At 71.0% G+C, this 22,584-nt stretch carries 19 protein-coding genes; 12 read left to right on the top strand and 7 right to left on the bottom strand.

The features are described 5' to 3' along the window. The first annotated feature begins 254 nt into the window (after nt 1-254). The 3 genes from ACIBBD_RS14175 (at nt 255) to ACIBBD_RS14165 (ending at nt 3,918) form a co-directional block, all read left to right on the top strand. Nucleotides 255-536: a hypothetical protein gene (locus tag ACIBBD_RS14175; RefSeq protein ID WP_399419641.1), complete on the top strand. Its 282-nt coding sequence runs from the start codon at nt 255-257 to the stop codon at nt 534-536. Between the two features lie 631 nt (nt 537-1,167). After that, entirely contained in the window at nt 1,168-3,252 is a 2,085-nt protein-coding gene (locus ACIBBD_RS14170; protein WP_399419640.1) for an N-6 DNA methylase, read from the top strand. Between the two features lie 84 nt (nt 3,253-3,336). Next, on the top strand, nt 3,337-3,918 hold the full coding sequence (locus ACIBBD_RS14165; RefSeq protein WP_399419639.1) for a Uma2 family endonuclease: 582 nt from the start codon (nt 3,337-3,339) through the stop codon (nt 3,916-3,918). Nucleotides 3,919-4,028: 110 nt separating this feature from the next. Here ACIBBD_RS14165 and ychF read toward each other — a convergent pair whose 3' ends face one another. Next, nucleotides 4,029-5,117, bottom strand: coding sequence for a redox-regulated ATPase YchF (gene ychF / locus ACIBBD_RS14160; protein ID WP_399419638.1), 1,089 nt, complete (start codon nt 5,115-5,117; stop codon nt 4,029-4,031). Nucleotides 5,118-5,646: 529 nt separating this feature from the next. Between ychF and ACIBBD_RS14155 the strand changes: the two genes are divergently transcribed. Next, a complete protein-coding gene (locus ACIBBD_RS14155) occupies nt 5,647-6,042 on the top strand; it encodes a DUF6542 domain-containing protein (protein WP_399419637.1) in 396 nt (131 codons plus the stop codon). A gap of 191 nt (nt 6,043-6,233) precedes the next feature. On the opposite strand, the gene ppgK is transcribed toward ACIBBD_RS14155, so the two are convergent. Both ppgK and ACIBBD_RS14145 read right to left on the bottom strand, forming a co-directional pair. Then, on the bottom strand, nt 6,234-6,980 hold the full coding sequence (ppgK, locus tag ACIBBD_RS14150) for a polyphosphate--glucose phosphotransferase (RefSeq protein ID WP_399419636.1): 747 nt from the start codon (nt 6,978-6,980) through the stop codon (nt 6,234-6,236). Between the two features lie 63 nt (nt 6,981-7,043). Beyond that, on the bottom strand, nt 7,044-8,069 hold the full coding sequence (locus tag ACIBBD_RS14145) for a 4-hydroxy-3-methylbut-2-enyl diphosphate reductase (protein WP_399419635.1): 1,026 nt from the start codon (nt 8,067-8,069) through the stop codon (nt 7,044-7,046). 111 nt (nt 8,070-8,180) lie between these two features. On the opposite strand from ACIBBD_RS14145, the gene xseA reads away from it, so the two are divergent. The 3 genes from xseA to ACIBBD_RS14130 all read left to right on the top strand — a co-directional run bounded on the left by xseA (nt 8,181) and on the right by ACIBBD_RS14130 (nt 10,378). Continuing rightward, nucleotides 8,181-9,389: an exodeoxyribonuclease VII large subunit gene (xseA, locus tag ACIBBD_RS14140; protein ID WP_399419634.1), complete on the top strand. Its 1,209-nt coding sequence runs from the start codon at nt 8,181-8,183 to the stop codon at nt 9,387-9,389. A gap of 9 nt (nt 9,390-9,398) precedes the next feature. After that, a complete protein-coding gene (locus ACIBBD_RS14135; RefSeq protein ID WP_399419633.1) occupies nt 9,399-9,620 on the top strand; it encodes an exodeoxyribonuclease VII small subunit in 222 nt (73 codons plus the stop codon). Nucleotides 9,621-9,787: 167 nt separating this feature from the next. After that, a complete protein-coding gene (locus ACIBBD_RS14130) occupies nt 9,788-10,378 on the top strand; it encodes a malonic semialdehyde reductase (protein ID WP_399419632.1) in 591 nt (196 codons plus the stop codon). A gap of 76 nt (nt 10,379-10,454) precedes the next feature. On the opposite strand, the gene ACIBBD_RS14125 is transcribed toward ACIBBD_RS14130, so the two are convergent. After that, entirely contained in the window at nt 10,455-10,979 is a 525-nt protein-coding gene (locus ACIBBD_RS14125; RefSeq protein ID WP_399419631.1) for a DUF4245 domain-containing protein, read from the bottom strand. Nucleotides 10,980-11,106: 127 nt separating this feature from the next. Between ACIBBD_RS14125 and glpX the strand changes: the two genes are divergently transcribed. Beyond that, a complete protein-coding gene (glpX, locus tag ACIBBD_RS14120; RefSeq protein WP_399419630.1) occupies nt 11,107-12,141 on the top strand; it encodes a class II fructose-bisphosphatase in 1,035 nt (344 codons plus the stop codon). 185 nt (nt 12,142-12,326) lie between these two features. Here the strand turns inward: glpX and ACIBBD_RS14115 are convergent, their stop codons facing one another. Both ACIBBD_RS14115 and ACIBBD_RS14110 read right to left on the bottom strand, forming a co-directional pair. After that, on the bottom strand, nt 12,327-12,704 hold the full coding sequence (locus tag ACIBBD_RS14115) for a WhiB family transcriptional regulator (protein WP_399419629.1): 378 nt from the start codon (nt 12,702-12,704) through the stop codon (nt 12,327-12,329). Nucleotides 12,705-12,884: 180 nt separating this feature from the next. Further along, a complete protein-coding gene (locus ACIBBD_RS14110) occupies nt 12,885-13,565 on the bottom strand; it encodes a DUF1707 domain-containing protein (RefSeq protein ID WP_399419628.1) in 681 nt (226 codons plus the stop codon). A 167-nt stretch (nt 13,566-13,732) separates the two neighbouring features. Here ACIBBD_RS14110 and ACIBBD_RS14105 point away from each other — a divergent pair, with 167 nt between their 5' ends. From ACIBBD_RS14105 to ACIBBD_RS14090, 4 genes are all read left to right on the top strand, one after another. Then, nucleotides 13,733-15,400: a fumarate hydratase gene (locus tag ACIBBD_RS14105; protein ID WP_399419627.1), complete on the top strand. Its 1,668-nt coding sequence runs from the start codon at nt 13,733-13,735 to the stop codon at nt 15,398-15,400. 77 nt (nt 15,401-15,477) lie between these two features. Further along, nucleotides 15,478-16,884, top strand: coding sequence for a class II fumarate hydratase (locus ACIBBD_RS14100; protein WP_399419626.1), 1,407 nt, complete (start codon nt 15,478-15,480; stop codon nt 16,882-16,884). Nucleotides 16,885-16,956: 72 nt separating this feature from the next. Further along, nucleotides 16,957-17,649, top strand: a complete 693-nt coding sequence (locus tag ACIBBD_RS14095) for a DUF402 domain-containing protein (RefSeq protein ID WP_399419625.1) — start codon at nt 16,957-16,959, stop codon at nt 17,647-17,649. 313 nt (nt 17,650-17,962) lie between these two features. Next, entirely contained in the window at nt 17,963-20,056 is a 2,094-nt protein-coding gene (locus ACIBBD_RS14090) for a SpoIIE family protein phosphatase (RefSeq protein WP_399419624.1), read from the top strand. A gap of 102 nt (nt 20,057-20,158) precedes the next feature. Here ACIBBD_RS14090 and ACIBBD_RS14085 read toward each other — a convergent pair whose 3' ends face one another. Then, on the bottom strand, nt 20,159-22,573 hold the full coding sequence (locus ACIBBD_RS14085; RefSeq protein ID WP_399419623.1) for a transglycosylase domain-containing protein: 2,415 nt from the start codon (nt 22,571-22,573) through the stop codon (nt 20,159-20,161). Nucleotides 22,574-22,584: the final 11 nt, after the last annotated feature.

The raw sequence follows: 22,584 nt of genomic DNA, 5'->3' as shown, positions 1-22,584 counted from the left end.
TCGGCTTGCCCCCTCCGCGTATCAGAACCCCCGCGATCCCCCCGGATCCCCCTCCAAAGGTCCTGACGCCATGTACGACACGTGGAGGGCGGCGAGGGTTGCACCGTCCCCGGGTGATTTTCTGCCCCGGCTGCGCCCGGGCGGGGAGACACCGGAGTCCCGGGTGGGCGGAAGGGGGCCGGAGAAGGCCCGAGGGGTCGTACCCAACGCCCTGCGACCTCTCCCTGCTCGCCGACGCCTCTACGATCCCGCGCATGATCAAGCTGACCTGGGCCCTGGTGGCCGACCGCATGGACGAGTGGACCGGTGAGGACATCGCAGAGGGCGTGGCCGTGCTCGAAGCGAAGGTGAGTGCGGTCGTCGACGCGAGCGGGATGGAGGAGCGAGCCGTACGACACTGGCGTACGGACTTCCTCTCGCCCGTCGTCGAGTCGCTGCGTACGGAGGGAGCAGCCGCACTCGCACGGGGCGAGTCCTGGAGCAAGGCGGCCGATCCGTTCCTGGCGTGCGCGTCGCCGGTCACGGCGACCTGGTGATCTGGTCGTGCACGTCGGGCATCGCTCCACCGTCTACAGACCTGAGCATTCCTGACATCGGGTCGGAGAATGCAGCACCGATCCAGACCGACCGAGCCGGCCTCGTGCAGCCGCCCCCTCGCGGCCGTGTCCCGCTCGCCACGCGCCACCCGCCCCGGCCCTCTTCTCCCGGCCCCGCCGGAGGCGCTCCGCAGCACGTGGCACCAGCGCACGGCGAGGGCGACGGGCCGCCGCGTCCCGAAGGCGTCGGCGTCGGCGACCACGCCCTACGGGTCGGCACGCCAAGGCGATGGTGACGTGGGTCACTCCCCAGAGCTCCCGGCGGCCACCTCCCCCACACCGCGAATCGTCCCCGGGCCGCTCCAGCAGCAAGAACGTAAAGCTCGATCGCGCAGTCCGACTGCGCATCAGTCCCTCGTGCAGCGACGAGACCCGTTGGCGCCCCGCATCAACCCATCGGCACTGCTAGGTTTATGACGCCTCAACAGAAGAGGACGCCGGAAGATACACGCGGCATAAATGCCGTGTGCCAGAGTGCGCAGCCCCACTGCGCATTCTGCCTCATGCTGGTACCGACGGCCACGTACACGTTCAGCCGACCGAAGTGAAACACCCGAGCGAGGAGTTCCCAGTGGAGAGCACGGATGCGCACGGCCCCGCCGCAGAGGTCGTCGACCGACTGTGGCGGGCGTATGCACCCTTTCAGCGGGGCCGGAGCACGGACCGCGACCTCACCGCGATGCTCGCCGTCCTGCTGCTCGCGAGGTTCATCGACTCCACGAACGACCCGGGTGACGAACTGGTCAAACGGTGGTCCAGAGCCGTTGCGGAGGCACAGACCGGGTATCCACCGCTGAGGGACCTGAATGACGCGTTCTTCCTCGCCTCCAGGCACGACCGCTTTCCCGTGCTCGCACCCTGGAATCCGGAGAATGTGTTCGCCGGCAAGGGCGAGGCGGAGGACCTGCCATGGGTGGCGGCCTTCCTCGCCGCGCTCCAACAGTCCCCCACAGCCGCCGAGGCCGGACTCGAAGAGGTCGCCGACCTGCTCCTGGAACGGTACGTCACGGAGAGCACCGCTCAGACGGGCGAGTACCACACGCCGCGCACGCTCACGCGACTGCTCGCGGAATCCCTGTCCCCCCAGCCCGGCGATCGTGTACTCGACCCCGCCTGCGGCACCGGGGGGTTCCTGGCCGCCGCCGCGCGGCACATCGCACAGCAGGGCCACGTGGGCGGCGCCTCGTTCGAGGGTTACGCCATGGATCACCGCAACCCCCACCTGGCCATGATGAACCTGGCCCTGCACGGGATCGACCGGCCCCTGGTGCGTGCCTCCGATCCCGGGTCACTCTTCCGGAGTCCGGGCAACGGCATGGCCGAACTCGTGCTGTGCAACCCACCGTTCAACCAGCGCGTCCAGGGCCTGGAACACCTCGACTGGCCCTTCGGCCCGCCCCCCGAGTCGAACGCGAACTTCGCCTGGATCCAGCTCGCGTGGACCCGACTCAGCGAGAAGGGGAAGGCGGCCCTGATCATGCCGTCGGGCGCCGCCTCCGCACGCGGTCGCGCAGCGGAGATCCGCAAGGCGATACTGGCCGCAGGCGCGCTTCTCGCCGTTGTCGCACTACCGGCCGGCCTCTTCTCCCACACGACGGTCCCAGTGCACCTCTGGCTACTCGCCCGTGACAAATCCCGCCACGCCCCCGTCGATGAAACCGAGTCCGTCCTCTTCATCGACGCGAGCCAACTCGGCACGCAGGCTCCGCGCCGAGCGTGTGAACTCGGCCCGGCGGACAGGGACCGCATCAGCGGCCGGTTCCACGCCTGGCTGCGGTCTCCCCGCGCGACCCCCGACGAACCCGGATTCTCCTGCTCGGTCACGTACGACGAGATCCTGGAGAACGACGGCTGCCCCCTTGACCCCCGGCTGTACGTGGCGCCTGCCCGGGAGCAGCCAACCGCAGCGCTGGACACACGCCGCCTGCTCGACGAGCTGGTGAATCGCGCCGAATCGACAGCCGGCGCGACGGCCCGCCTCTGCAAGAGCTTCGATCGGAGCGAGCGGGTGGCGCGCGGCGAGACGGAAGCCCCGCGTGTGCCGCTCCGGCGCCTGGTGGAGGGCACCGCGGAAGGGCTACTCGAGGCCCCGGGCCTGCTGATCGCGGGACCGTCGGGAAGTCTGATCCGCGCCGACGACTACGTCGACGTCGGCGGCGTCCCCGTGGTGATGCCCAAAGACCTGACCGGGAGCGGCTTCAGCACTGCGAGCATCCGGTGCATCAGCGAGCGACAGGCCATGGGGCTGGAGCGCTTCCACCTCCGCCCCGGCGATGTCGTCCTGGCGCGCCGGGGAGAGCTGGGACGAGCCGCCGTCGTCCGTGAGGAACAGAATGGCTGGGTATGCGGCACAGGGTGCTTCCTGCTGCGTCCCCCCGCCGGGCTCGACGCCGACTACTTCGCCGCGTACCTGCGGGGTCCGGAGGCGCGTACGTGGCTGGAGGCCCACTCCACGGGGAGCATGAAGATGAAGACCATCTCCCTCGATGTGCTCCGTGAGCTGCCCGTGGTACTGCCCGGCCTCGCCACCCAGCAGGCGATCGCCGACACGATGAAGCGGCTGGACGAACACGAGCGCCTGCTGCGCGAACAGCTCGCCCTGACGCAACGCATCCGTCATGACGCGCTGGACGGAGGCATCGTCCCCACGCCGTAGGCACTCGCGGCCGTGGCGAGGCGTGGATCGGAGGCTCCGGGGGAGCACCCGGCTCGCCGCCGCCGCAGCCGCTACCGTGAAGCCATGACCGCACTACCCGACTGGATGCGCCCGCCCCGCGCGGAAGGCTGGTTCGCGGAGGACCTGGATCACCTCCCCGAGGCACCGCGCCACACGGAGCTGATCGACGGAGCCCTCGTATTCATGATGTCGCCCCAGCGGTCCTGGCACGGCCGCCTCGTCACTGCCCTGACCACCACGCTCATGGCGCAGGCGCCGGCCGGCGTCGAGGTCGAGCGAGAGATGACGATCCGCCTCGATGCCCGCAACCGCCCCGAGCCGGACCTCTTGCTGACGGACCTGCCCTACGACCCCGACCGCACCTGGTACGCCCCCGATGACGTGAGCCTCGTCGTGGAAGTCGTCTCCCCCGAGTCCGCCCACCGCGACCGCACGGTCAAGCTCCGCAAATACGCGGAGGCCGGCATCCCGCACTACTGGTGCATCGAGGACGAGGACGGCGCACCCGTCGTCCATGTGTACGAGCTCGACGAACCAACGGGCGCCTACGCGCCCGCCGGCATCTTCCGGGGCGCCCTCCAGCGCCCGGTGCCCTTCGAGATCAGTATCGACCTCGACAAGCTCACGCCTCCCCGGAGCGGCTGAACAATCAGCACCAGGTCAGCACCTGGACGTGAAAGAGGCCGGACTCGCCGGAGCCCGGCCTCTCCTGAGCCGCATGGTGACCGAAGACCTCGCAAGCGGTATCGAGATGACTACACGTTGAAGCGGAACTCCACCACGTCCCCGTCCTGCATCACGTAGTCCTTGCCCTCCATGCGGGCCTTGCCCTTGGCGCGGGCCTCGGCGACCGAGCCGGCCTCGACCAGGTCCCCGAAGGAGATGACCTCCGCCTTGATGAAGCCCTTCTGGAAGTCGGTGTGGATGACCCCGGCGGCCTCGGGGGCGGTGGCGCCCTTCTTGATGGTCCAGGCGCGGGACTCCTTGGGGCCGGCCGTGAGGTACGTCTGCAGGCCGAGGGTGGTGAAGCCGACGCGGGCGAGGGTGGCGAGGCCGGGCTCCTCGGCGCCCACCGACTCCAGCAGCTCCAGGGCGTCCTCCTCGTCCAGCTCGGCGAGGTCCGCCTCCAGCTTGGCGTTGAGGAAGATCGCCTCGGCGGGGGCGACCAGGGCGCGCTGCTCGTCCTTGAAGGACTCGTCGACCAGCTCGTCCTCGTCGACGTTGAAGACGTAGAGGAAGGGCTTGGTGGTCAGCAGGTGCAGGTCGTGGAGGAGTTCGTTGCGCTCGGTGCCCTGGACGATGCCGTGCGCGAAGAGCGTGTCGCCCTTCTCCAGGATCTCCTTCGCCTCCTCGACGGCCTTGACCTTCGGCGCGATGTCCTTCTTGATCCGCGACTCCTTCTGCAGGCGCGGCAGGACCTTCTCGATGGTCTGGAGGTCGGCGAGGATCAGCTCGGTGTTGATCGTCTCGATGTCGTCCTTGGGCGAGACCTTGCCGTCGACGTGGACGACGTTCTCGTCCTTGAAGGCGCGGATGACCTGGCAGATCGCGTCGGACTCACGGATGTTCGCGAGGAACTTGTTGCCGAGGCCCTCACCCTCGCTGGCACCGCGCACGATGCCCGCGATGTCGACGAAGTCGACGGTCGCCGGGAGGATCCGCTGCGAGCTGAAGATCTCCGCGAGCTTGGTCAGCCGGGCGTCGGGGACACCGACCACGCCGACGTTGGGCTCAATCGTGGCGAACGGGTAGTTGGCCGCCAGCACGTCGTTCTTGGTCAGGGCGTTGAACAGGGTCGACTTGCCGACATTCGGCAGACCGACGATTCCGATCGTGAGCGACACGTTGCGACTTCCCGTAGTGAGAGGGCCAGGGGGCCAGAGGACTGGCCGATCCACCAGTTTACGGCGTGCCCGCACCCGCCCCGGCGGACCTGTCGAACGCATGGCCAAGGTCTCTCCCTCGGCGTGTCCCGCGCCGGATTCGGCACATAAACCGACCTAAGTTGGACCGATGGAGCAACACAGGACGCGCTCCCGGCAGAACGGGACGCGAGGCGGCACCCCGCCCCTGCCGCCGCAGGCGGTCCGCGGTGCGGGCGGGGGCGCCGGCCGCGGGGGCGGCGGGGGCGACCGCCGGGGCGGCGCCCGTGGCGGTGGCAGGAACGGTTCGGCGGTGCCGGCCGGGCGGGCGGACGCATCGCGGGTCGCCCGTCCCTCGGTGCCACGGAAACGGGGCCCCGGCTCCCGTGCCGCCGCCGGCTCCCGTGCTCGTGCCGGTACGCCGTCGACGGCCGGCCGCCCCCCGGCGCTCCCGCGGCCTGCACGCGCCCCCAGGCCGCCCGTTCCGCCCGCGGCGGCGGCCGTACGGCGTATGCGCAACCCCCGGCTCACCGGGCTCGGCGGCGGCCTGTTCAGCGGAGCGCTCATGCTGCTGTTCGGTTGGCTGGACCAGCTGCTGTTCGGAGCCTCGCTGACGGTGTACGGCGTACTGTTCCTGCCGGTGTGCCTGCTGACCGCGCTGTGGGTGCGCAGGGCGGAACCGCTGTCCGCGCCCGTCGTCGTCCCGATCGCCTTCGCCCTGGGGCTCCTGCCCGTCGCCGACGGCGGCGACGGGCTCGGCTCCCGGCTGATGGGGCTGGCCACCGCCCTGGCCACCGAGGTCGGCTGGCTCTACGGCGGAACGCTGCTGGCGGGGGTGGTGATGCTGGTGCGCCGGATCGCCGCGGCGGCCCGGACGCGCCGCCGCCCGACGGGAAACCGGCGGTAGCCTCCCGTGACCGGAGACCGGCGGTAGCCTCCCCCGACTGGGGCCCGGCGGTAGCCTCCCCCACCCGCCTCCGCCCTCACCGTGCTCCGCCCCGGTGTTCCGGCCTCCGGCATTCCGGCCCCGGTATCCCGGCCCCGGAGTTTTCGGCCTCCGGTGTTCCAGGTCGCTGCGGCGCCCGTCCCTGGCCGTCCCTAGCCGTGGTTCGCCGCCCGCATCGCCGCTCCCACGATGCCCGCGTTGTTCTGCAGCTGCGCCGGGACGATCTCCGCCTTGATGCCCTCGACGAAGGGCAGGAACTTCTGCGCCTTGCGGCTGACGCCGCCGCCGATGATGAACAGCTCGGGCGAGAAGAGCATCTCGACGTGGGCGAGGTACTTCTGGACGCGGCGCGCCCAGTGCTCCCACGTGAGGTCGCCGTCCTCCTTGGCCTTGCTGGAGGCGCGCTTCTCCGCGTCGTGGCCGTTCAGCTCGAGGTGGCCGAGCTCGGTGTTGGGGACGAGGACCCCGTCGACGAAGAGGGCGCTGCCGATGCCCGTGCCGAACGTCAGCAGGATCACCGTGCCGCTGCGGTCGCGGCCGGCGCCGAACGCGATTTCGGCGACGCCCGCCGCGTCGGCGTCGTTGACAACCGTCACCGGCAGGCCGCCCAGCCGCTCGCTGAACAGCGCGCGCGCGTCCATGTCGATCCAGCTCTTGTCGACATTGGCCGCCGTACGGATGGTGGATCCGCCGGTGACCACGCCCGGGAAGGTGAGCCCCACCGGGCCCGTCCACCCGAAGTGCTCGACGACCTGCTTCACGCCGTCGGCGACGCCGTCGGGCGTCGCCGGATGCGGGGTGAGCACCTTGCAGCGCTCCTGGGCCAGGTCGCCCCTGTCCAGGTCCACTGGGGCGCCCTTGATCCCGGATCCACCGATGTCCACGCCGAAGATCTGCATGGCTCCACGTTACGACGACCGACTGACGGTCACGGCGCCGGTCACCCCGCCCTCACCCGGTCCTCACTCCGCCAAGGCGCCCCCGGCACCGCTCCCGCCGCGCTCGGCGATCAGTGCCGCGGCCTCTTCGCGCAGGTCACGGCGGAGTTCCTTGGGCAGCGAGAAGGTGATGTGCTCATCGGCGGCCTTGACCAGCTCGACGTCCCCGTAGCCGCGTTCGGCGAGCCACTGGAGGACCTCCTCGACGAGGACCTCCGGAACGGAGGCGCCGGAGGTGACGCCGACCGTGGTCACACCCTCCAGCCAGGCCTCGTCGATCTCGCTCGCGAAGTCCACGAGGTACGCCTGGCGCGAGCCGGCGAGCTTGGCGACCTCGACGAGCCGCTTGGAGTTGGAGGAGTTGCGGGAGCCGACCACGATGACGAGTTCCGCCTCGGCGCCCATCTGCTTCACCGCGAGCTGACGGTTCTGCGTGGCGTAGCAGATGTCGTCGCTGGGCGGGGAGATCAGCTGCGGGAACTTCTCCTTGAGGGCGTCGACGGTCTCCATGGTCTCGTCGACGGAGAGGGTGGTCTGCGAGAGCCAGACGACCTTGGAGGGGTCGCGGACCTCGACCTTGGCGACGTCGGCGGGGCCGTCGACGAGCTGGATGTGGTCGGGGGCCTCGCCGGAGGTGCCGATGACCTCCTCGTGGCCCTCGTGGCCGATCAGGAGGATGTCGTAGTCGTCCTGGGCGAAGCGGACCGCTTCCTTGTGGACCTTGGTGACCAGCGGGCAGGTCGCGTCGATGGTCGCGAGCTTCCCGCGCGCGGCCTCCTCGTGGACGACGGGGGCGACGCCGTGCGCCGAGAACATCACGATGTTGCCCGGCGGGACCTCCTCCGTCCGCTCGACGAAGATGGCGCCCTTCTTCTCCAGGGTCTGCACGACGTACTTGTTGTGGACGATCTCGTGGCGGACGTAGACGGGAGCGCCGTACTGCTCCAGGGCTTTCTCGACGGCGATCACGGCGCGGTCCACACCCGCGCAGTAGCCCCGGGGGGCGGCGAGCAGGACACGGCGGCCAGGCGAAGCGGTCATGCGTCCCATCGTAAGGCCGCGTCCGGCGGGTCGAAGATCGTGTGCTCGTCACGCCCCGTGAGCGGTCGCCTCCCGGGCAGCGCACGCGGCATTGTCGGTGACGGCCACTACGCTCGCGGCATGGCTGTCAACACGTCCGCCGAGACACCGCTGCCCGTGGGTGAGGTGTCCCGGCTCATCGGGGGGTGGATCGACCGGCTCGGCGCGGTCTGGGTCGAGGGGCAGATCACCCAGTTGTCGCGGCGTCCCGGCGCGGGCGTCGTCTTCCTGACGCTGCGGGACCCGTCGTACGACGTCTCCGTGAGCGTGACCTGCTACCGGCAGGTGTTCGACGCGGTCGCGGACGTCGTCGGTGAGGGCGCGCGGGTCGTCGTCCACGCCAAGCCGGAGTGGTACGCGCCGCGCGGGCAGTTGTCGCTGCGGGCGGTCGAGATACGGCCGGTGGGGGTCGGGGAGCTGCTGGCCCGGCTGGAGCAGCTGAAGAAGTCCCTGGCCGCGGAGGGGTTGTTCGCCCCCGAGCGGAAGAAGCCGCTGCCCTTCCTCCCCCAGCTGATCGGGCTGGTGTGCGGGCGGGCCTCCGCCGCGGAGCGGGACGTGCTGGAGAACGCCCGGCACCGCTGGCCCGCCGTCCGCTTCGAGGTGCGCAACGTGGCCGTGCAGGGGGTGCACGCCGTGCCGCAGGTCGTCCAGGCGGTGAAGGAGCTGGACGCGCTGCAGGAGGTGGACGTGATCATCGTCGCGCGCGGCGGCGGCAGCGTGGAGGATTTGCTGCCGTTCTCCGACGAGCAGCTGGTGCGTGCCGTCGCGGCCTGCCGTACGCCGGTGGTGTCGGCGATCGGGCACGAGCCCGACAATCCGCTGCTGGACCATGTGGCCGACCTGCGGGCCTCGACGCCCACCGACGCGGCGAAGAAGGTCGTGCCCGACGTCGGCGAGGAGCTGGAGCGGGTGCGGATGCTGCGTGACCGGGCGCGGCGGTGCACGGAGGCGTTCGTGGAGCGGGAGGAGCGCGGGCTCGCCCACGCGCTGGCGCGGCCCGTGATACAGGATCCGCACCGGATGATCGACGAGCGGGCGGATCACGTCACCTCGCTGGTCGACCGTTCCCGGCGCACCCTGGGGCACCTCCTGGACCGCGCCGACTCCGAGCTGGCGCACACGCACGCGCGCGTGGTGGCGCTCTCGCCGGCCGCGACGCTGAAGCGGGGGTATGCCGTGCTGCAGCGGGCCGACGGGCATGTGGTGCGGGATCCGGGCGAGGTGGCGGCGGACGAGGCGTTGCGCGCGCGGGTCGCCGAGGGCGAGTTCAACGTACGAGTCGATCTTTAGGGTGAGTGGATGACCGACAAGGTGGCAGAGGCGCTCGGGTACGAGCAGGCGCGCGACGAGCTGATCGAGGTCGTCCGCCGGCTGGAGGCGGGGGGTACGACGCTGGAGGAGTCCCTCGCCCTGTGGGAGCGCGGGGAGGAGCTGGCCAAGGTGTGCCGGCGCTGGCTGGAGGGCGCGCGGGCGCGGCTGGACGCTGCGCTGGCCGAGGAGGAGGACGCGGAGGAGGGGTGAGCCGGCGGGGCGGCGCGTGAGGAGGGTCACCGCGGCCGGTGTGATCCCGCCCGGAGCTTTGTTGAATGTTGAACTTCTATCGCGTACCGTCGATCCCGGCCGTCCGCTCCGGTGTCCGGACCGGGACGCGCCCGTACTCCGCACTCCGTACTCCAGGAAGTTCACGCATGTCTCTCGTTCTCGACCCCGCCGCCCAGGACCTGCTGTTCCGTGAGGCCCGCACCGCGAACACCTTCACCGACGAGCCGGTGACCGAGGAGCAGGTCCAGGCGATCTACGACCTGGTCAAGTACGGCCCGACCGCCTTCAACCAGACCCCGCTGCGGATCACCCTGGTCCGCTCCGCCGAGGCCCGTGAGCGTCTGGTGCGGCACATGGCCGAGGGCAACCAGGCCAAGACGGCCACCGCCCCGCTGGTCGCGATCCTCTCCGCGGACAACGAGTTCCACGAGGAGCTGCCCACCCTGTTCCCGGCGTTCCCGCAGGCCAAGGACGTCTTCTTCGCCGAGCGCCCGGCCCGCGAGAGCGCCGCCGCGCTGAACGCCGCCCTCCAGGCCGCGTACTTCATCGTCGGCGTCCGTGCCGCCGGCCTCGCCGCCGGCCCGATGACCGGCTTCGACTCCGAGGGCGTCCGCAAGGAGTTCCTGGACGACGACCACACCCCGCTGATGGTCGTCAACATCGGCAAGCCCGGGGAGGACGCCTCCTACCCGCGCTCGCCGCGACTGGCGTACGAGCAGGTCGTGACCACGGTCTGAGTGCCCGAGCACCGGCACGACGAAGGCCCCCGGCGATCTCGCCGGGGGCCTTCGTCGTGCCGGGGGTGCGGGGCGCTCACGCCATCTTCAGCGACTCCGCCATCTGCGCCAGCCTGGCGAACGACGCCGTGCCGGCGACCACCGTCGTCGAACCGTCCGCGTTCTCCAGCACGAGGGCGTCGTAGCGGCCCTCGGTGTAGCGGGTCCAGGTCCGGCCGGCGAGCTGCTCGGTCCTCTCCGTCTCCCGCGCGCCCTGCGTCGCCTCGTCGATGAACGTGGAGCGCTTCTCGGTCGACTGCTCGACCTGGACGTACTCCCCGTCGGGAGTGTGGAAGCCGAGGTGCCAGGCGTCGAAGTCGTCCCCGCGGAAGCGCACGGAGGTAGCCTTCCAGCTCGACGGCAGGCCCTCGGGCGCCGCGACCGGATAGGAGGCCGCACGACGTGCCGTGAGCAACTCGACACGGTAGTCGACCCGCTTGACGTCGGGGGCGCTGTCGTCGTGGGGGATGAAGAGGTACATCACCGCCCCGGCGACCATGATCAGGCCCAGGGAGAGCACCATGTCCCGGACCGTCTGCGTCTTGCCTTTCGAACCTGCCACGCTCCCTATCGTCGCAGGTACCTGGCGCGCTCATCCGTGGGGTCCCCTGCTCATTTTGTCGGACTGACGATAGAGTCGAGCCCGCAACCCTCATCCGGCCGTCGTCGTATCAGAAAGGTGCGCTCCGATGACCGAGCATCATCAATTGCCGACCGAACTCGATGTCCCCTCCGAGGCCCCCGACCGCAACCTCGCCCTGGAACTGGTCCGGGTGACCGAAGCGGCGGCCATGGCCGCGGGCCGCTGGGTCGGGCGCGGCGACAAGAACGGCGCCGACGGTGCCGCGGTGCGGGCCATGCGGACCCTCGTCTCCACCGTCTCGATGAACGGCGTGGTCGTCATCGGCGAGGGCGAGAAGGACGAGGCTCCGATGCTCTTCAACGGTGAGCGGGTGGGCGACGGGACCGGCCCCGAGTGCGACATCGCCGTCGACCCGATCGACGGCACCACGCTGACGGCCAAGGGCATGCCGAACGCGATCGCCGTCCTCGCGGCCGCCGAACGCGGCTCGATGTTCGACCCGTCCGCCGTGTTCTACATGGACAAGCTGGTCACCGGCCCGGAGGCCGCCGAGTTCGTCGACATCGAGGCGCCGGTGTCGGTGAACATCCGCCGGGTCGCCAAGGCCAAGCGGGCCACGCCCGAGGACGTCACCGTCGTCATCCTGGACCGGCCGCGGCACGAGGGCATCATCCAGGAGATCCGGGAGACCGGCGCGCGCATCAAGCTGATCTCCGACGGCGACGTCGCCGGCTCGATCCTGGCGCTGCGCGAGGGCACCGGCATCGACCTGCTGCTCGGCATCGGCGGCACGCCCGAGGGCATCATCTCGGCCTGTGCCGTGAAGTGCCTGGGGGGCACGATCCAGGGCAAGCTGTGGCCGAAGGACGACGAGGAGCGGCAGCGGGCGCTGGACGCCGGGCACGACCTCGACCGTGTGCTGACCACCGAGGACCTGGTGACCGGGGAGAACGTGTTCTTCGTGGCCACCGGGATCACCGACGGGGAGCTGCTGCGCGGGGTGCGCTACCGGTCGGAGACCGCCACGACCGACTCGATCGTGATGCGGTCGAAGTCGGGGACGGTGCGGCGGATCGATTCCGAGCACCGGCTGAGCAAGCTGCGGGCCTACAGCGCGATCGACTTCGACCGCGCGAAGTAGAGGCAGGACGCCCGCGAGCAGGGCGCCCGGCGCCAGAAGAACCACCCGTCCCGGAAGAGGGGCGCCCCCGGTGCGGAGGGGGCGCCCCTCTTCTCACGTGTCTCCTTGGTGGGGACCGGCCGGCCCGCTGCACGCTGCCCTGGCGCACCCGGCTGACCGGCTGCGCGCTCCCCGGTGGGAATCCGCTAGCCGGCTGCCGCTATGCGGTCGGCCGCCCGCGCCGCCTTCTTCAGTTCCACGTCGCGGCGGCGGCGCCGGGCGAGGACGACGCGGCGTTCGGCGGCGGTGAGGCCGCCCCAGACGCCGTAGGGCTCGGGTTGCAGGAGGGCGTGCTCGCGGCACTCGACCATGACCGGACAGCGGGCGCAGACCTGTTTCGCCGCCTCCTCGCGGGAGAGACGGGCGGCGGTGGGCTCCTTGGAGGGGGCGAAGAAGAGGCCTGCCTCGTCGCGCCGGCACACCGCCTCGGTGTGCCAAGGAGCGTCTTGGTCCCTGTCGCGCGCTGGCACCCGCTGGGCCGGAACGGCGGCTACCTGCAGGGACGAATGCGGCGGTTGCAGCACGGTCTACTCCTGACGACGGCTTCGCGAGCGAGAGACGATGCAGCAAGGCCTACCCGCTGTGCGCGCGCCTATGCACTGAGTTCCGAACCACCGAATCACGGGCCCTCGTGCGCACGTCGGCCCGGGCCGGCCCGCCCCCGGACCCGCCCGGCGCCCACCGGCCTTCGCGACCGTCAACGGTCACAGATGCCCGCGCACACTCCGGTCGAGGGTGCGCTGGACACGGTCGAGGATGTCCGCGACGAGCCGGCCGCGCTTCGGCCGGCCCTCGATGTTGCCGAGGACGGCCCATCCGTCGATGTAGACGACCGGGGCGTCGGGGTCGGCGGAGTCGAGCGTGTCGACCTCGAAGTTGCCGAGGACTCCGCCGCCGGTGCCGCGCAGCGACACGTTCTCCGGGACGCGGACCTCGACGTTGCCGAAGACCGAGACCGCCTTGACGACGACCTGCTGGTACTCGAACAGCGCCTCGCTCAGGTCGATCTCGACACTGCCGAAGATCGCGTACGCGTGGATACGGCGGCCGGCGCGCCGGCGGCCCCTGCGGACGCTGTTGCTGAAGACCGCGACCACGTGGTCGTCCGGGTCGGCGGGGACGGGGGCCGACGGACGGTTCGGTGCCGGGGCGTGCGGCGGGACGTGCCGGCGGTGGGCCGCGGGCAGGTCCTGGACGAACCCGTCCAGTTCGCCGACCGTCCTGGCGGCCAGCACGCCCTCGACCCGCTCGGCGTGCTCCTCCGCGTTCAGGCGCCCCTCGGCGAGGGCGTCGCGCAGCATGCCGGCGATGCGGTCACGGTCGGCGTCCGAGGCGCGCAGATCGGCGACGGAGGCGCGCGGTGCGGTCTGCTTCTGAAGGTCCACGCCAGCAGCGTACCCACACACGATAGATCGCGATAGCCCTCGCCGGGTCGAACTGAGCCTTACCTCACAAGCTCGCCGTCAGCGGCAGGTCCTACCCTGGTGGGCGCTGCCAATGGAGGTCAGCCGCGGGCCGGCCGCGCTGTCTTGTCGAAGAGGAATGGGCACCGATGCCTGAGTTCGAGTACACCGATCTGCTCCCCATGGGAGAGGACACCACCCCCTACCGGCTGGTGACCTCCGAGGGTGTCTCCACCTTCGAGGCCGACGGGCGCACCTTCCTCAAGGTCGAGCCGGAGGCGCTGCGCAAGCTGGCCGAGGAGGCCATCCACGACATCCAGCACTACCTGCGGCCCGCCCACCTGGCGCAGCTGCGCCGGATCATCGACGACCCCGAGGCGTCGAGCAACGACAAGTTCGTCGCCCTGGACCTGCTGAAGAACGCGAACATCGCGGCGGCCGGCGTGCTGCCCATGTGCCAGGACACCGGCACGGCGATCGTCATGGGCAAGCGCGGGCAGAACGTGCTGACGCGGGGCCGGGACGAGGAGGCCCTGTCGCGCGGCATCTACGACGCCTACACCAAGCTCAACCTGCGGTACTCGCAGATGGCTCCGCTCACCATGTGGGAGGAGAAGAACACCGGGTCGAACCTGCCGGCGCAGATCGAGCTGTACGCGACGGACGGCGGCGCCTACAAGTTCCTGTTCATGGCGAAGGGCGGCGGCTCCGCCAACAAGTCCTTCCTCTACCAGGAGACGAAGGCCGTCCTGAACGAGGCCTCCATGATGAAGTTCCTGGAGGAGAAGATCCGCTCGCTCGGTACGGCCGCCTGCCCGCCGTACCACCTGGCGATCGTGGTCGGCGGTACGTCCGCCGAGTACGCGCTGAAGACCGCGAAGTACGCCTCCGCGCACTACCTGGACGACATCCCGGCCGAGGGTTCCCCGCTCGGGCACGGCTTCCGGGACAAGGAGCTGGAGGAGAAGGTCTTCGAGCTGACGCAGAGGATCGGGATCGGGGCGCAGTTCGGCGGCAAGTACTTCTGCCACGACGTACGCGTGGTGCGGCTGCCCCGGCACGGCGCCTCCTGCCCGGTCGCCATCGCCGTCTCCTGCTCCGCCGACCGGCAGGCGGTCGCGAAGATCACCGCCGAGGGCGTCTTCCTGGAGCAGTTGGAGACCGACCCGGCGCGCTTCCTTCCGGACACGACCGACGAGCACCTCGACGAGTCCGGCGACGTCGTGAAGATCGACCTGAACCAGCCGATGGACGACATCCTGGCGGAGCTGACCAAGTACCCGGTCAAGACCCGGCTGTCGCTGTCCGGTCCGCTGGTCGTGGCGCGTGACATCGCGCACGCCAAGATCAAGGAGCGGCTGGACGCGGGCGAGGAGATGCCGCAGTACCTGAAGGACCACCCGGTGTACTACGCGGGCCCCGCCAAGACGCCGGAAGGGTACGCGTCCGGTTCCTTCGGGCCGACGACGGCCGGGCGCATGGACTCCTACGTCGAGCAGTTCCAGGCGGCGGGCGGCTCCAAGGTGATGCTGGCCAAGGGCAACCGCAGCCAGCAGGTCACGGACGCGTGCAACGCCCACGGCGGCTTCTACCTCGGCTCCATCGGCGGCCCCGCCGCCCGCCTCGCCCAGGACTGCATCAAGAAGGTCGAGGTCGTCGAGTACGAGGAGCTCGGCATGGAGGCCGTCTGGAAGATCGAGGTCGAGGACTTCCCGGCGTTCGTCGTCGTCGACGACAAGGGCAACGACTTCTTCAAGGACCCGGCGCCCGCGCCGACATTCACGTCCATTCCGGTACGGGGGCCGGGACTCGCGTAACCCGGTCGGTGACGGTTCACCTCCACGGGGAACAGTGGTCGCGTCGCGCATGCTGTGAGACGTGGAGGTGATCGTCGATGACCGACGAGCAGGACAAGGCGGCCGAGTACCGCACCGAGCACGACTCCATGGGCGAGGTCCGCGTCCCCGCCCACGCCAAGTGGCGGGCCCAGACCCAGCGGGCGGTGGAGAACTTCCCCGTCTCCGGACAGCGCATCGAGCGCGCCCACATCGAGGCCCTCGCCCGGATCAAGGGCGCGGCGGCGAAGGTCAACGCCGAGCTCGGAGTGCTCGACGAGGAGGTCGCCGGGGCGATCCAGGAGGCGGCCGCCGAGGTGGCCGAGGGCCGGTGGGACGAGCACTTCCCCGTGGACGTGTTCCAGACCGGGTCCGGCACCTCGTCCAACATGAACACCAACGAGGTCATCGCCACCCTCGCGAGCGAGCGCCTCGGGCGGGACGTCCACCCCAACGACCACGTCAACGCCTCCCAGTCCTCCAACGACGTCTTCCCGTCGTCGATCCACATCGCCGCCACGGCCGCCGTCACCCGCGACCTGGTCCCGGCCCTGGAGCACCTGGCCGCCGCCCTGGAGCGCAAGGCGGAGGAGTTCTCCGACGTGGTGAAGTCGGGGCGGACCCACCTCATGGACGCCACGCCCGTGACGCTGGGCCAGGAGTTCGGCGGGTACGCCGCGCAGATGCGGTACGGCGTCGAGCGGCTGAAGGCGTCCCTGCCCCGGCTGGCCGAGCTGCCGCTGGGCGGCACCGCCGTCGGCACCGGCATCAACACGCCCCCCGGCTTCTCCGCGGCCGTCATCCAGGAGGTGGCCCGCGTCACCGGGCTGCCCCTGACCGAGGCGCGCGACCACTTCGAGGCGCAGGGCGCGCGGGACGGCATCGTCGAGACCAGCGGGCAGCTGCGGACCGTCGCCGTGGGCCTGACGAAGATCGCCAACGACCTGCGGTGGATGGCGTCCGGGCCGCGCACCGGGCTCGCGGAGATCAGCCTGCCCGACCTCCAGCCCGGCTCCTCGATCATGCCCGGCAAGGTCAACCCGGTGATCCCGGAGGCCGTGCTGATGGTGGCCGCGCAGGTCACCGGGAACGACGCCACCGTCGCCGCCGCGGGAGCGGCCGGCAACTTCGAGCTCAACGTCATGCTGCCGGTGATCGCCAAGAACGTGCTGGAGTCCGTCCGGCTGCTCGCCAACGTCTCCCGGCTGCTCGCCGACCGCACCGTCGACGGCATCGTCGCCCACCGCGAACGGGCCCGCGAGTACGCCGAGTCGTCGCCGTCCGTGGTGACGCCGCTGAACAAGTACATCGGGTACGAGGAGGCCGCGAAGGTCGCCAAGAGGGCGCTGGCCGAGCGCAGGACCATCCGGGAGGCGGTGCTGGACGGCGGCTATGTGGAACGCGGCGACCTGACGCTCGAACAGCTCGACGAGGCGCTGGATGTCCTGCGGATGACGCACCCGTAACCTTTCGCGCCCGGCGCGAGAACCGTGACACGCGCCGCAGCGTCGTATGTCCATGGCACCTAATATCTGTTCATGGCAGACGGCGGAGCGGTGAGACGCGTGGGAACGGGCGGTGCGGCGACCTTCTGGGAGCCCGGTGACCAGATCCTGTGGCGGTACCGGGAGAACGGCGGCGAGCGCTTCCACATCGCCCGGCCGGTCACCGTCGTCCGGGACGACGAGGACGTGCTCGCCGTGTGGATGGCCCCCGGCACCCAGTGCGTCAAGCCCGTGCTCGCCGACGGCACCCCGCTGCACCAGGAACCGCTGCGCACGCGGTACACCAAGCCGCGGAGCGTGGTGCTCGACCGCTGGTTCGGCACCGGTGTGCTGAAGCTGGCCCGGCCGGGCGAGCCCTGGTCGGTGTGGCTGTTCTGGGAGCCGGGCTGGCAGTTCAAGAACTGGTACGTCAACCTCGAGGAGCCGTTGGCCCGCTGGGACGGCGGCGTGGACTCCGAGGACCACTTCCTGGACATCTGCGTGTACCCGGACCGTACGTGGGGGTGGCGCGACGAGGACGAGTTCGCGCAGGCCCAGCAGGACGGTCTGATGGACGCGTCGGTGGCCGAGCGGGTGCGGGAGGCGGGCCGGTCGGCGGTGGAGGTGATCCGCGCCTGGGGGGCGCCGTTCGGCGACGGCTGGCAGCACTGGCGCCCGGACCCGTCCTGGGCCGTACCGTTGCTGCCGGAGGACTGGGACCGCACACCCGCGCGTCTGTCCACATGAGACCCTTGATACGCCCCCGGGCAACAAACGTAGGATCGTCCTCCGCAAGGCCAGGACACACCAACTCCCGGAGAAGGCGCCGGGTCTGACCGAACGTCACCGAGGGGCGGCAGGACGTGAGCGAGGGGTACGAGGGCAACACCGGCGGGGCCGACGCCGGCCCCGGGGGCCGCGCCCGGTCCACCGGTGGCACAGGAACAGCCTCTGACCACGCGGGAAATCCGTTCCGGGGACATGTATTCCGGGTATCGGGTTCTCTGCGGGACCAACTGCACGCGCGGCGCGCAGCCCCGGACGGACGGATTCGACACGCGTGACGGAGCAGCCGACCTCCTACGGACGCCCCCAGGGCGTCGACCCCACGGACCCCCGCGGGGGGTCCCTGCGTTCCCAGACGCCCCTGACGGGCTCCTCCGCCTTACCGTCTCCCGCCGCCCAGGCCCGCGCCGAGGGCCGGCCGGAGGAGACGGCCGGCTCCGACTCCGAGCACTCGCAGCCGGCGGTCGCCGAGACCATGGGCGTCCCTTCCACGGGAGCGAAGCCCAGCGTGGGTGAGCACCGGCCGCGGCCCGCACCCGAGTCCATCCCCCTCCAGCCGGGTGCCGAGGCGCGGCCCGAGCACGGCCCCGACGTCCAGGACCGCCGTACCGGCCAGATCCCGGCGCCGGGCCGGCCCACGCCGATGCGGCGGGACGGGGACCGGCTGCGCTTCGTGGGCGCGGCCACCCGGCGGATCGCCCGCGGGCTGGACCTGGACGAGATCGTGATGGGGCTGTGCCGGGCGACCGTGCCGACGTTCTCCGACGCGATCCTCGTCTATCTGCGCGACCCGCTGCCGGTGGGCGACGAGCGGCCGGTCGCGGACCGTGTCGTGCTGCGGCTGCGGCGCACCGACCGGATCCCGGAGGATCGGGACACGGAGACCGGGTTCGCGCTGCTGGCCGTGCCGCCGCAGGAGGCGCCTGAGGTGTCGGAGCTGTCGGCGGCGGTCGCGGAACTGTGCGAGGTGCGGCCGGGCGGGGCGCTCGCGGAGGTGCTGCGCGGGGTGCGTCCGGTGTTCGCGGACACCGCGGCGGCACGGGTCGCGCTGCCGGAACTCATCGGTGAGGACAGCCCGTTGGTCGTGCCGGACGACCAGCGGGCGATCCTGGCCCCGCTGCGCGGCCGGCGGCGGGTGATCGGGGCCGCGGTCTTCATCCGCCGCCCGGACCGCATCCCCTTCGAGAACGACGACCTGCTGGTCGCCGCCCAGCTCGCCACGCACAGCGCCCTGGGCATCGACAAGGCGGTGCTGTACGACCGTGAGGCGTACATCGCCGACGAACTCCAGCGCACGATGCTTCCGGAGACCCTGCCCCGCCCCACCGGCGTGCGGCTGGCCTCCCGCTATCTGCCGGCCGCGGAGACCGCGCGGGTCGGCGGCGACTGGTACGACGCCATCCCGCTGCCGGGCAGCCGGGTGGCGCTGGTGGTGGGCGACGTCATGGGCCACTCCATGACCAGCGCGGCCATCATGGGCCAGCTGCGGACCACCGCCCAGACGCTCGCCGGGCTCGACCTGCCGCCCCAGGAGGTGCTGCACCATCTCGACGAGCAGGCCCAGCGCCTGGGCACCGACCGCATGGCGACCTGCCTGTACGCGGTCTACGACCCGGTCTCGCACCGCATCACCATCGCCAACGCCGGCCATCCGCCGCCCGTCCTGCTGCACCTGGGCGGCCGGGCCGAGGTGCTGCGGGTGCCGCCGGGCGCGCCGATCGGCGTGGGCGGCGTCGACTTCGAGGCCGTGGAGCTGGACGCGCCCGCCGGGGCGACCCTCCTGCTGTACACCGACGGTCTGGTGGAGTCCCGGCTGCGGGACGTGTGGACCGGCATAGAGCAGCTGCGCGAGAAGCTCGCGGCGACCGCGCAGCTGACCGGGCCGGACCATCCGCCGCCCCTGGAAGCCCTGTGCGACGAGGTGCTCGACATGCTCGGGCCGGGTGACCGGGACGACGACATCGCGCTGCTCGCCGCGCGCTTCGACGGGATCGCGCCGAGTGACGTCGCGTACTGGTTCCTGGAGCCGGAGGACGCCGCGCCGGGGCGCGCTCGGCGGCTGGCGCGGCGGGCGCTGGCCCGCTGGGGGATGGAGGAGCTGACCGACTCCGTCGAGCTGCTGGTGAGCGAGGTGGTCACCAACGCGGTGCGGTACGCCTCCCGGCCGGTGACGCTGCGGCTGCTGCGCACCGATGTCCTGCGCTGCGAGGTCGGCGACGACGTGCCGCAGTTGCCGCGTCTGCGCCAGGCGCGGGCGACGGACGAGGGCGGGCGGGGACTGTTCCTCGTCAACCGGCTGGCCCGGCGGTGGGGCGCGACCCGGCTCAGCACCGGCAAGGTGGTCTGGTTCGAGCTGGGCCGGGGTTAGGGCCCGGACGGACGAGAGGGTGCCCCGGCCCGGGGTCAGGGACAGCGAGAGGGCGCCCGGCGATCGCCGGCCCCCCGCCCTCTCGCTGTCCCTGAGTCCGGACTACTGAGCGAGTCGCGGGTCCAGTGGGTTCTCGGGCTCCTCCGTGGTGGGCTCCCCCGTCGTCGGCTCGTCCGACGGTTCCTCCGTGGTCGGCTCCTCGGACGGTTCCTGCGTGGTCGGCGTCTGGGACGGGGTCTGGGTCTTCGGGGGCGCGCTGGTCGTCGGGGCCTCGGTGCTCGGCTCCTCCGACGGCTCCTGCGACCGCGACGGCGACGGGCTCGTCGTGACGGGCGGCTGGACCGCGGCGCCCTGGTCGGTCTCCAGGTCGAACCTGGTGACCTTGCTGGAGACGCCGAAGGTGTACGCCGCCCAGATCTGCGCCGGGTAGCCACCGCCGTTGATGCGGCCCTTGCCGGGGATCAGACCGGTCGCGCCGGTGAGGGTGACCTGGGGGTGCGGCGGCTTGGCGGACTCGCCGAACAGTCCGACGGAGGTGACCAGGTCGGGCGTGTAGGCGGTGAACCAGGCCGACTTGTTGTCGTCGGAGGTGCCCGTCTTGCCCGCGACCTTCTGGCCCTTGCGCAGGGGGTTGTCCCGCACGGACCTCTGCGCCGTACCGTCGTCGACCACACCCGTCAGCACCGAGGTGACCGAGTCGGCGGCCTCGCGGCTGATGACCTGCTCGCCGATCGGTTCGGCCGGCTTCACCGCGTGGGCGCTGTTCTCCGCCGACTTGATGAGGGTCGGCGTGACCTTCTTGCCGTGGTTGTCGAGGGTCGCGTAGACACCGGCCATCTGCAGGGGGCTCGCGCCCATGGTGCCGAGGGTCTGCGCGGGCACCGCCTTCAGGTCCTCGGTGTCCATGCCGAGGTCGCCGGCGACCTGGATGACCTTGTCCATGCCGACGTCGACGCCCATCTGCGCGAAGACGGAGTTGATGGACTTGTTCATCGCGGTCTGGACGGTGACGTCGCCGTAGTCGACGTCGTCCTCGTTCTCCGGGGCGAAGCCGATGTCGCTGCCGACGACCGGGCGCTTGCTGGTGCCGTCGTAGATCGTGTTCGCGGTGATCTTGTCGCCGTCCTGGGTCTCGGCGCCCTGGTCGAAGGCCGCGGCGAGGATCACCGGCTTGAAGGTGGAGGCGGGCTGGTAGTCGGTGCGGGTGGCGTTGTTCGTGTAGTGCTCGACGTAGTTCACGCCGCCGTACATGGCCACGACCGCGCCCGTCTTCGGGTTCACGGAGACGGCGCCGGCCTGGACGTCACCGTCGACCGAGCGCTTCTTCTTGTCCAGCTTGCTGGTCAGCTGCTCCTTGACGGACCGCTCCAGCGCCTTCTGCTTCTTCTTCTCGATGTTGAGCGTGATGTTCCAGCCGCCGGCGTTGACCATCGCCTCGGCTTCCTTGCTGCTCTCCGCGACGCCCTGGGCGACGAGCTGCCGCTCCAGTTCGCTGTTGGCGGCGTCGACCAGGTAACCGACCTGGCCCTCCTGGCCGGGGGCGGCCTTGGGCTCCTTGGGGATCGGGAACTCCATGGCGTCGCGCTCGGCCTTGTCGAGCCACTTCTCCTCGACCATGTTGTTCAGGACGTAGTTCCAGCGGTTCTGGACCAGCTTCTTGCCGTTCTCCGAGGCGACGGCCCAGTCGTACTGGCTGGGGGCCTGGAGCAGCGCGGCGAGGTAGGCGCCCTGTTCGACGGTGAGCTTGTCGGCGTCGACGCGGTAGTAGGCCTGGGCGGCGGCCTGGATGCCGTAGGCGCCGCGGCCGTAGTAACTGGTGTTGATGTAGCCGGCCAGGATGTAGTTCTTGGACTTCTCCCGGTCCAGCTTCAGCGAGATGACCAGTTCCTTCAGCTTGCGCGTGACGGTCTGTTCCTGGGTCAGGTAGTAGTTCTTGACGTACTGCTGGGTGATCGTCGATCCGCCCTGCGCGCCCTTGCCCATGAGCGTGTTGAGCATGCCGCGGGCGGTGCCCCTCAGGTCGACGCCGGCGTCGTCGTAGAAGGTCTTGTTCTCGGCGGCGACGAAGGTGTGCTGGACGGCCTCGGGGACGTCCGCGAGGTCGACGTTCTCGCGGTTGAGCTTGCCGTCCCGGGTCACGAGCGTGCCGTCGCTGTACTTGTAGACGTTGCTCTGCAGCTGGGCGTCGGCGTTGGCCGTGTCCGGGATCGGCGTCGTGATGTAGAGCGCGACGAAGGCGCCGATGACGAGCACGCAGAGGCCGAGGAAGGTGCCGAGCATCTTCTTCCAGGTGAAGAGCCGGCGTATGCGGCCCTTCTCCCCCTTGGTGCCCTTGGCGCCCTTCCTGGCGCTCCGGCGGGCCGCCGCGCGTCCGCCGGCCGCGGCACTCGTGGCGGCCTCGGCCGCGGTCACGTCCTCGGTGCGCGAGGGGGGAGCCGCCGCCCGCGACGAGCGGTTCCTGGGCGCCGCGCGGCGGCCACCGCGCTGTCGCGCTCGTCTCTCGTCCGCTCGTCCCATGAGTCCGCTCG

The organism is Streptomyces sp. NPDC051315 (assembly GCF_044455165.1).
In the GTDB taxonomy this organism is placed as follows: domain Bacteria; phylum Actinomycetota; class Actinomycetes; order Streptomycetales; family Streptomycetaceae; genus Streptomyces.
This window is presented reverse-complemented; position numbering and strand designations above follow the sequence as displayed.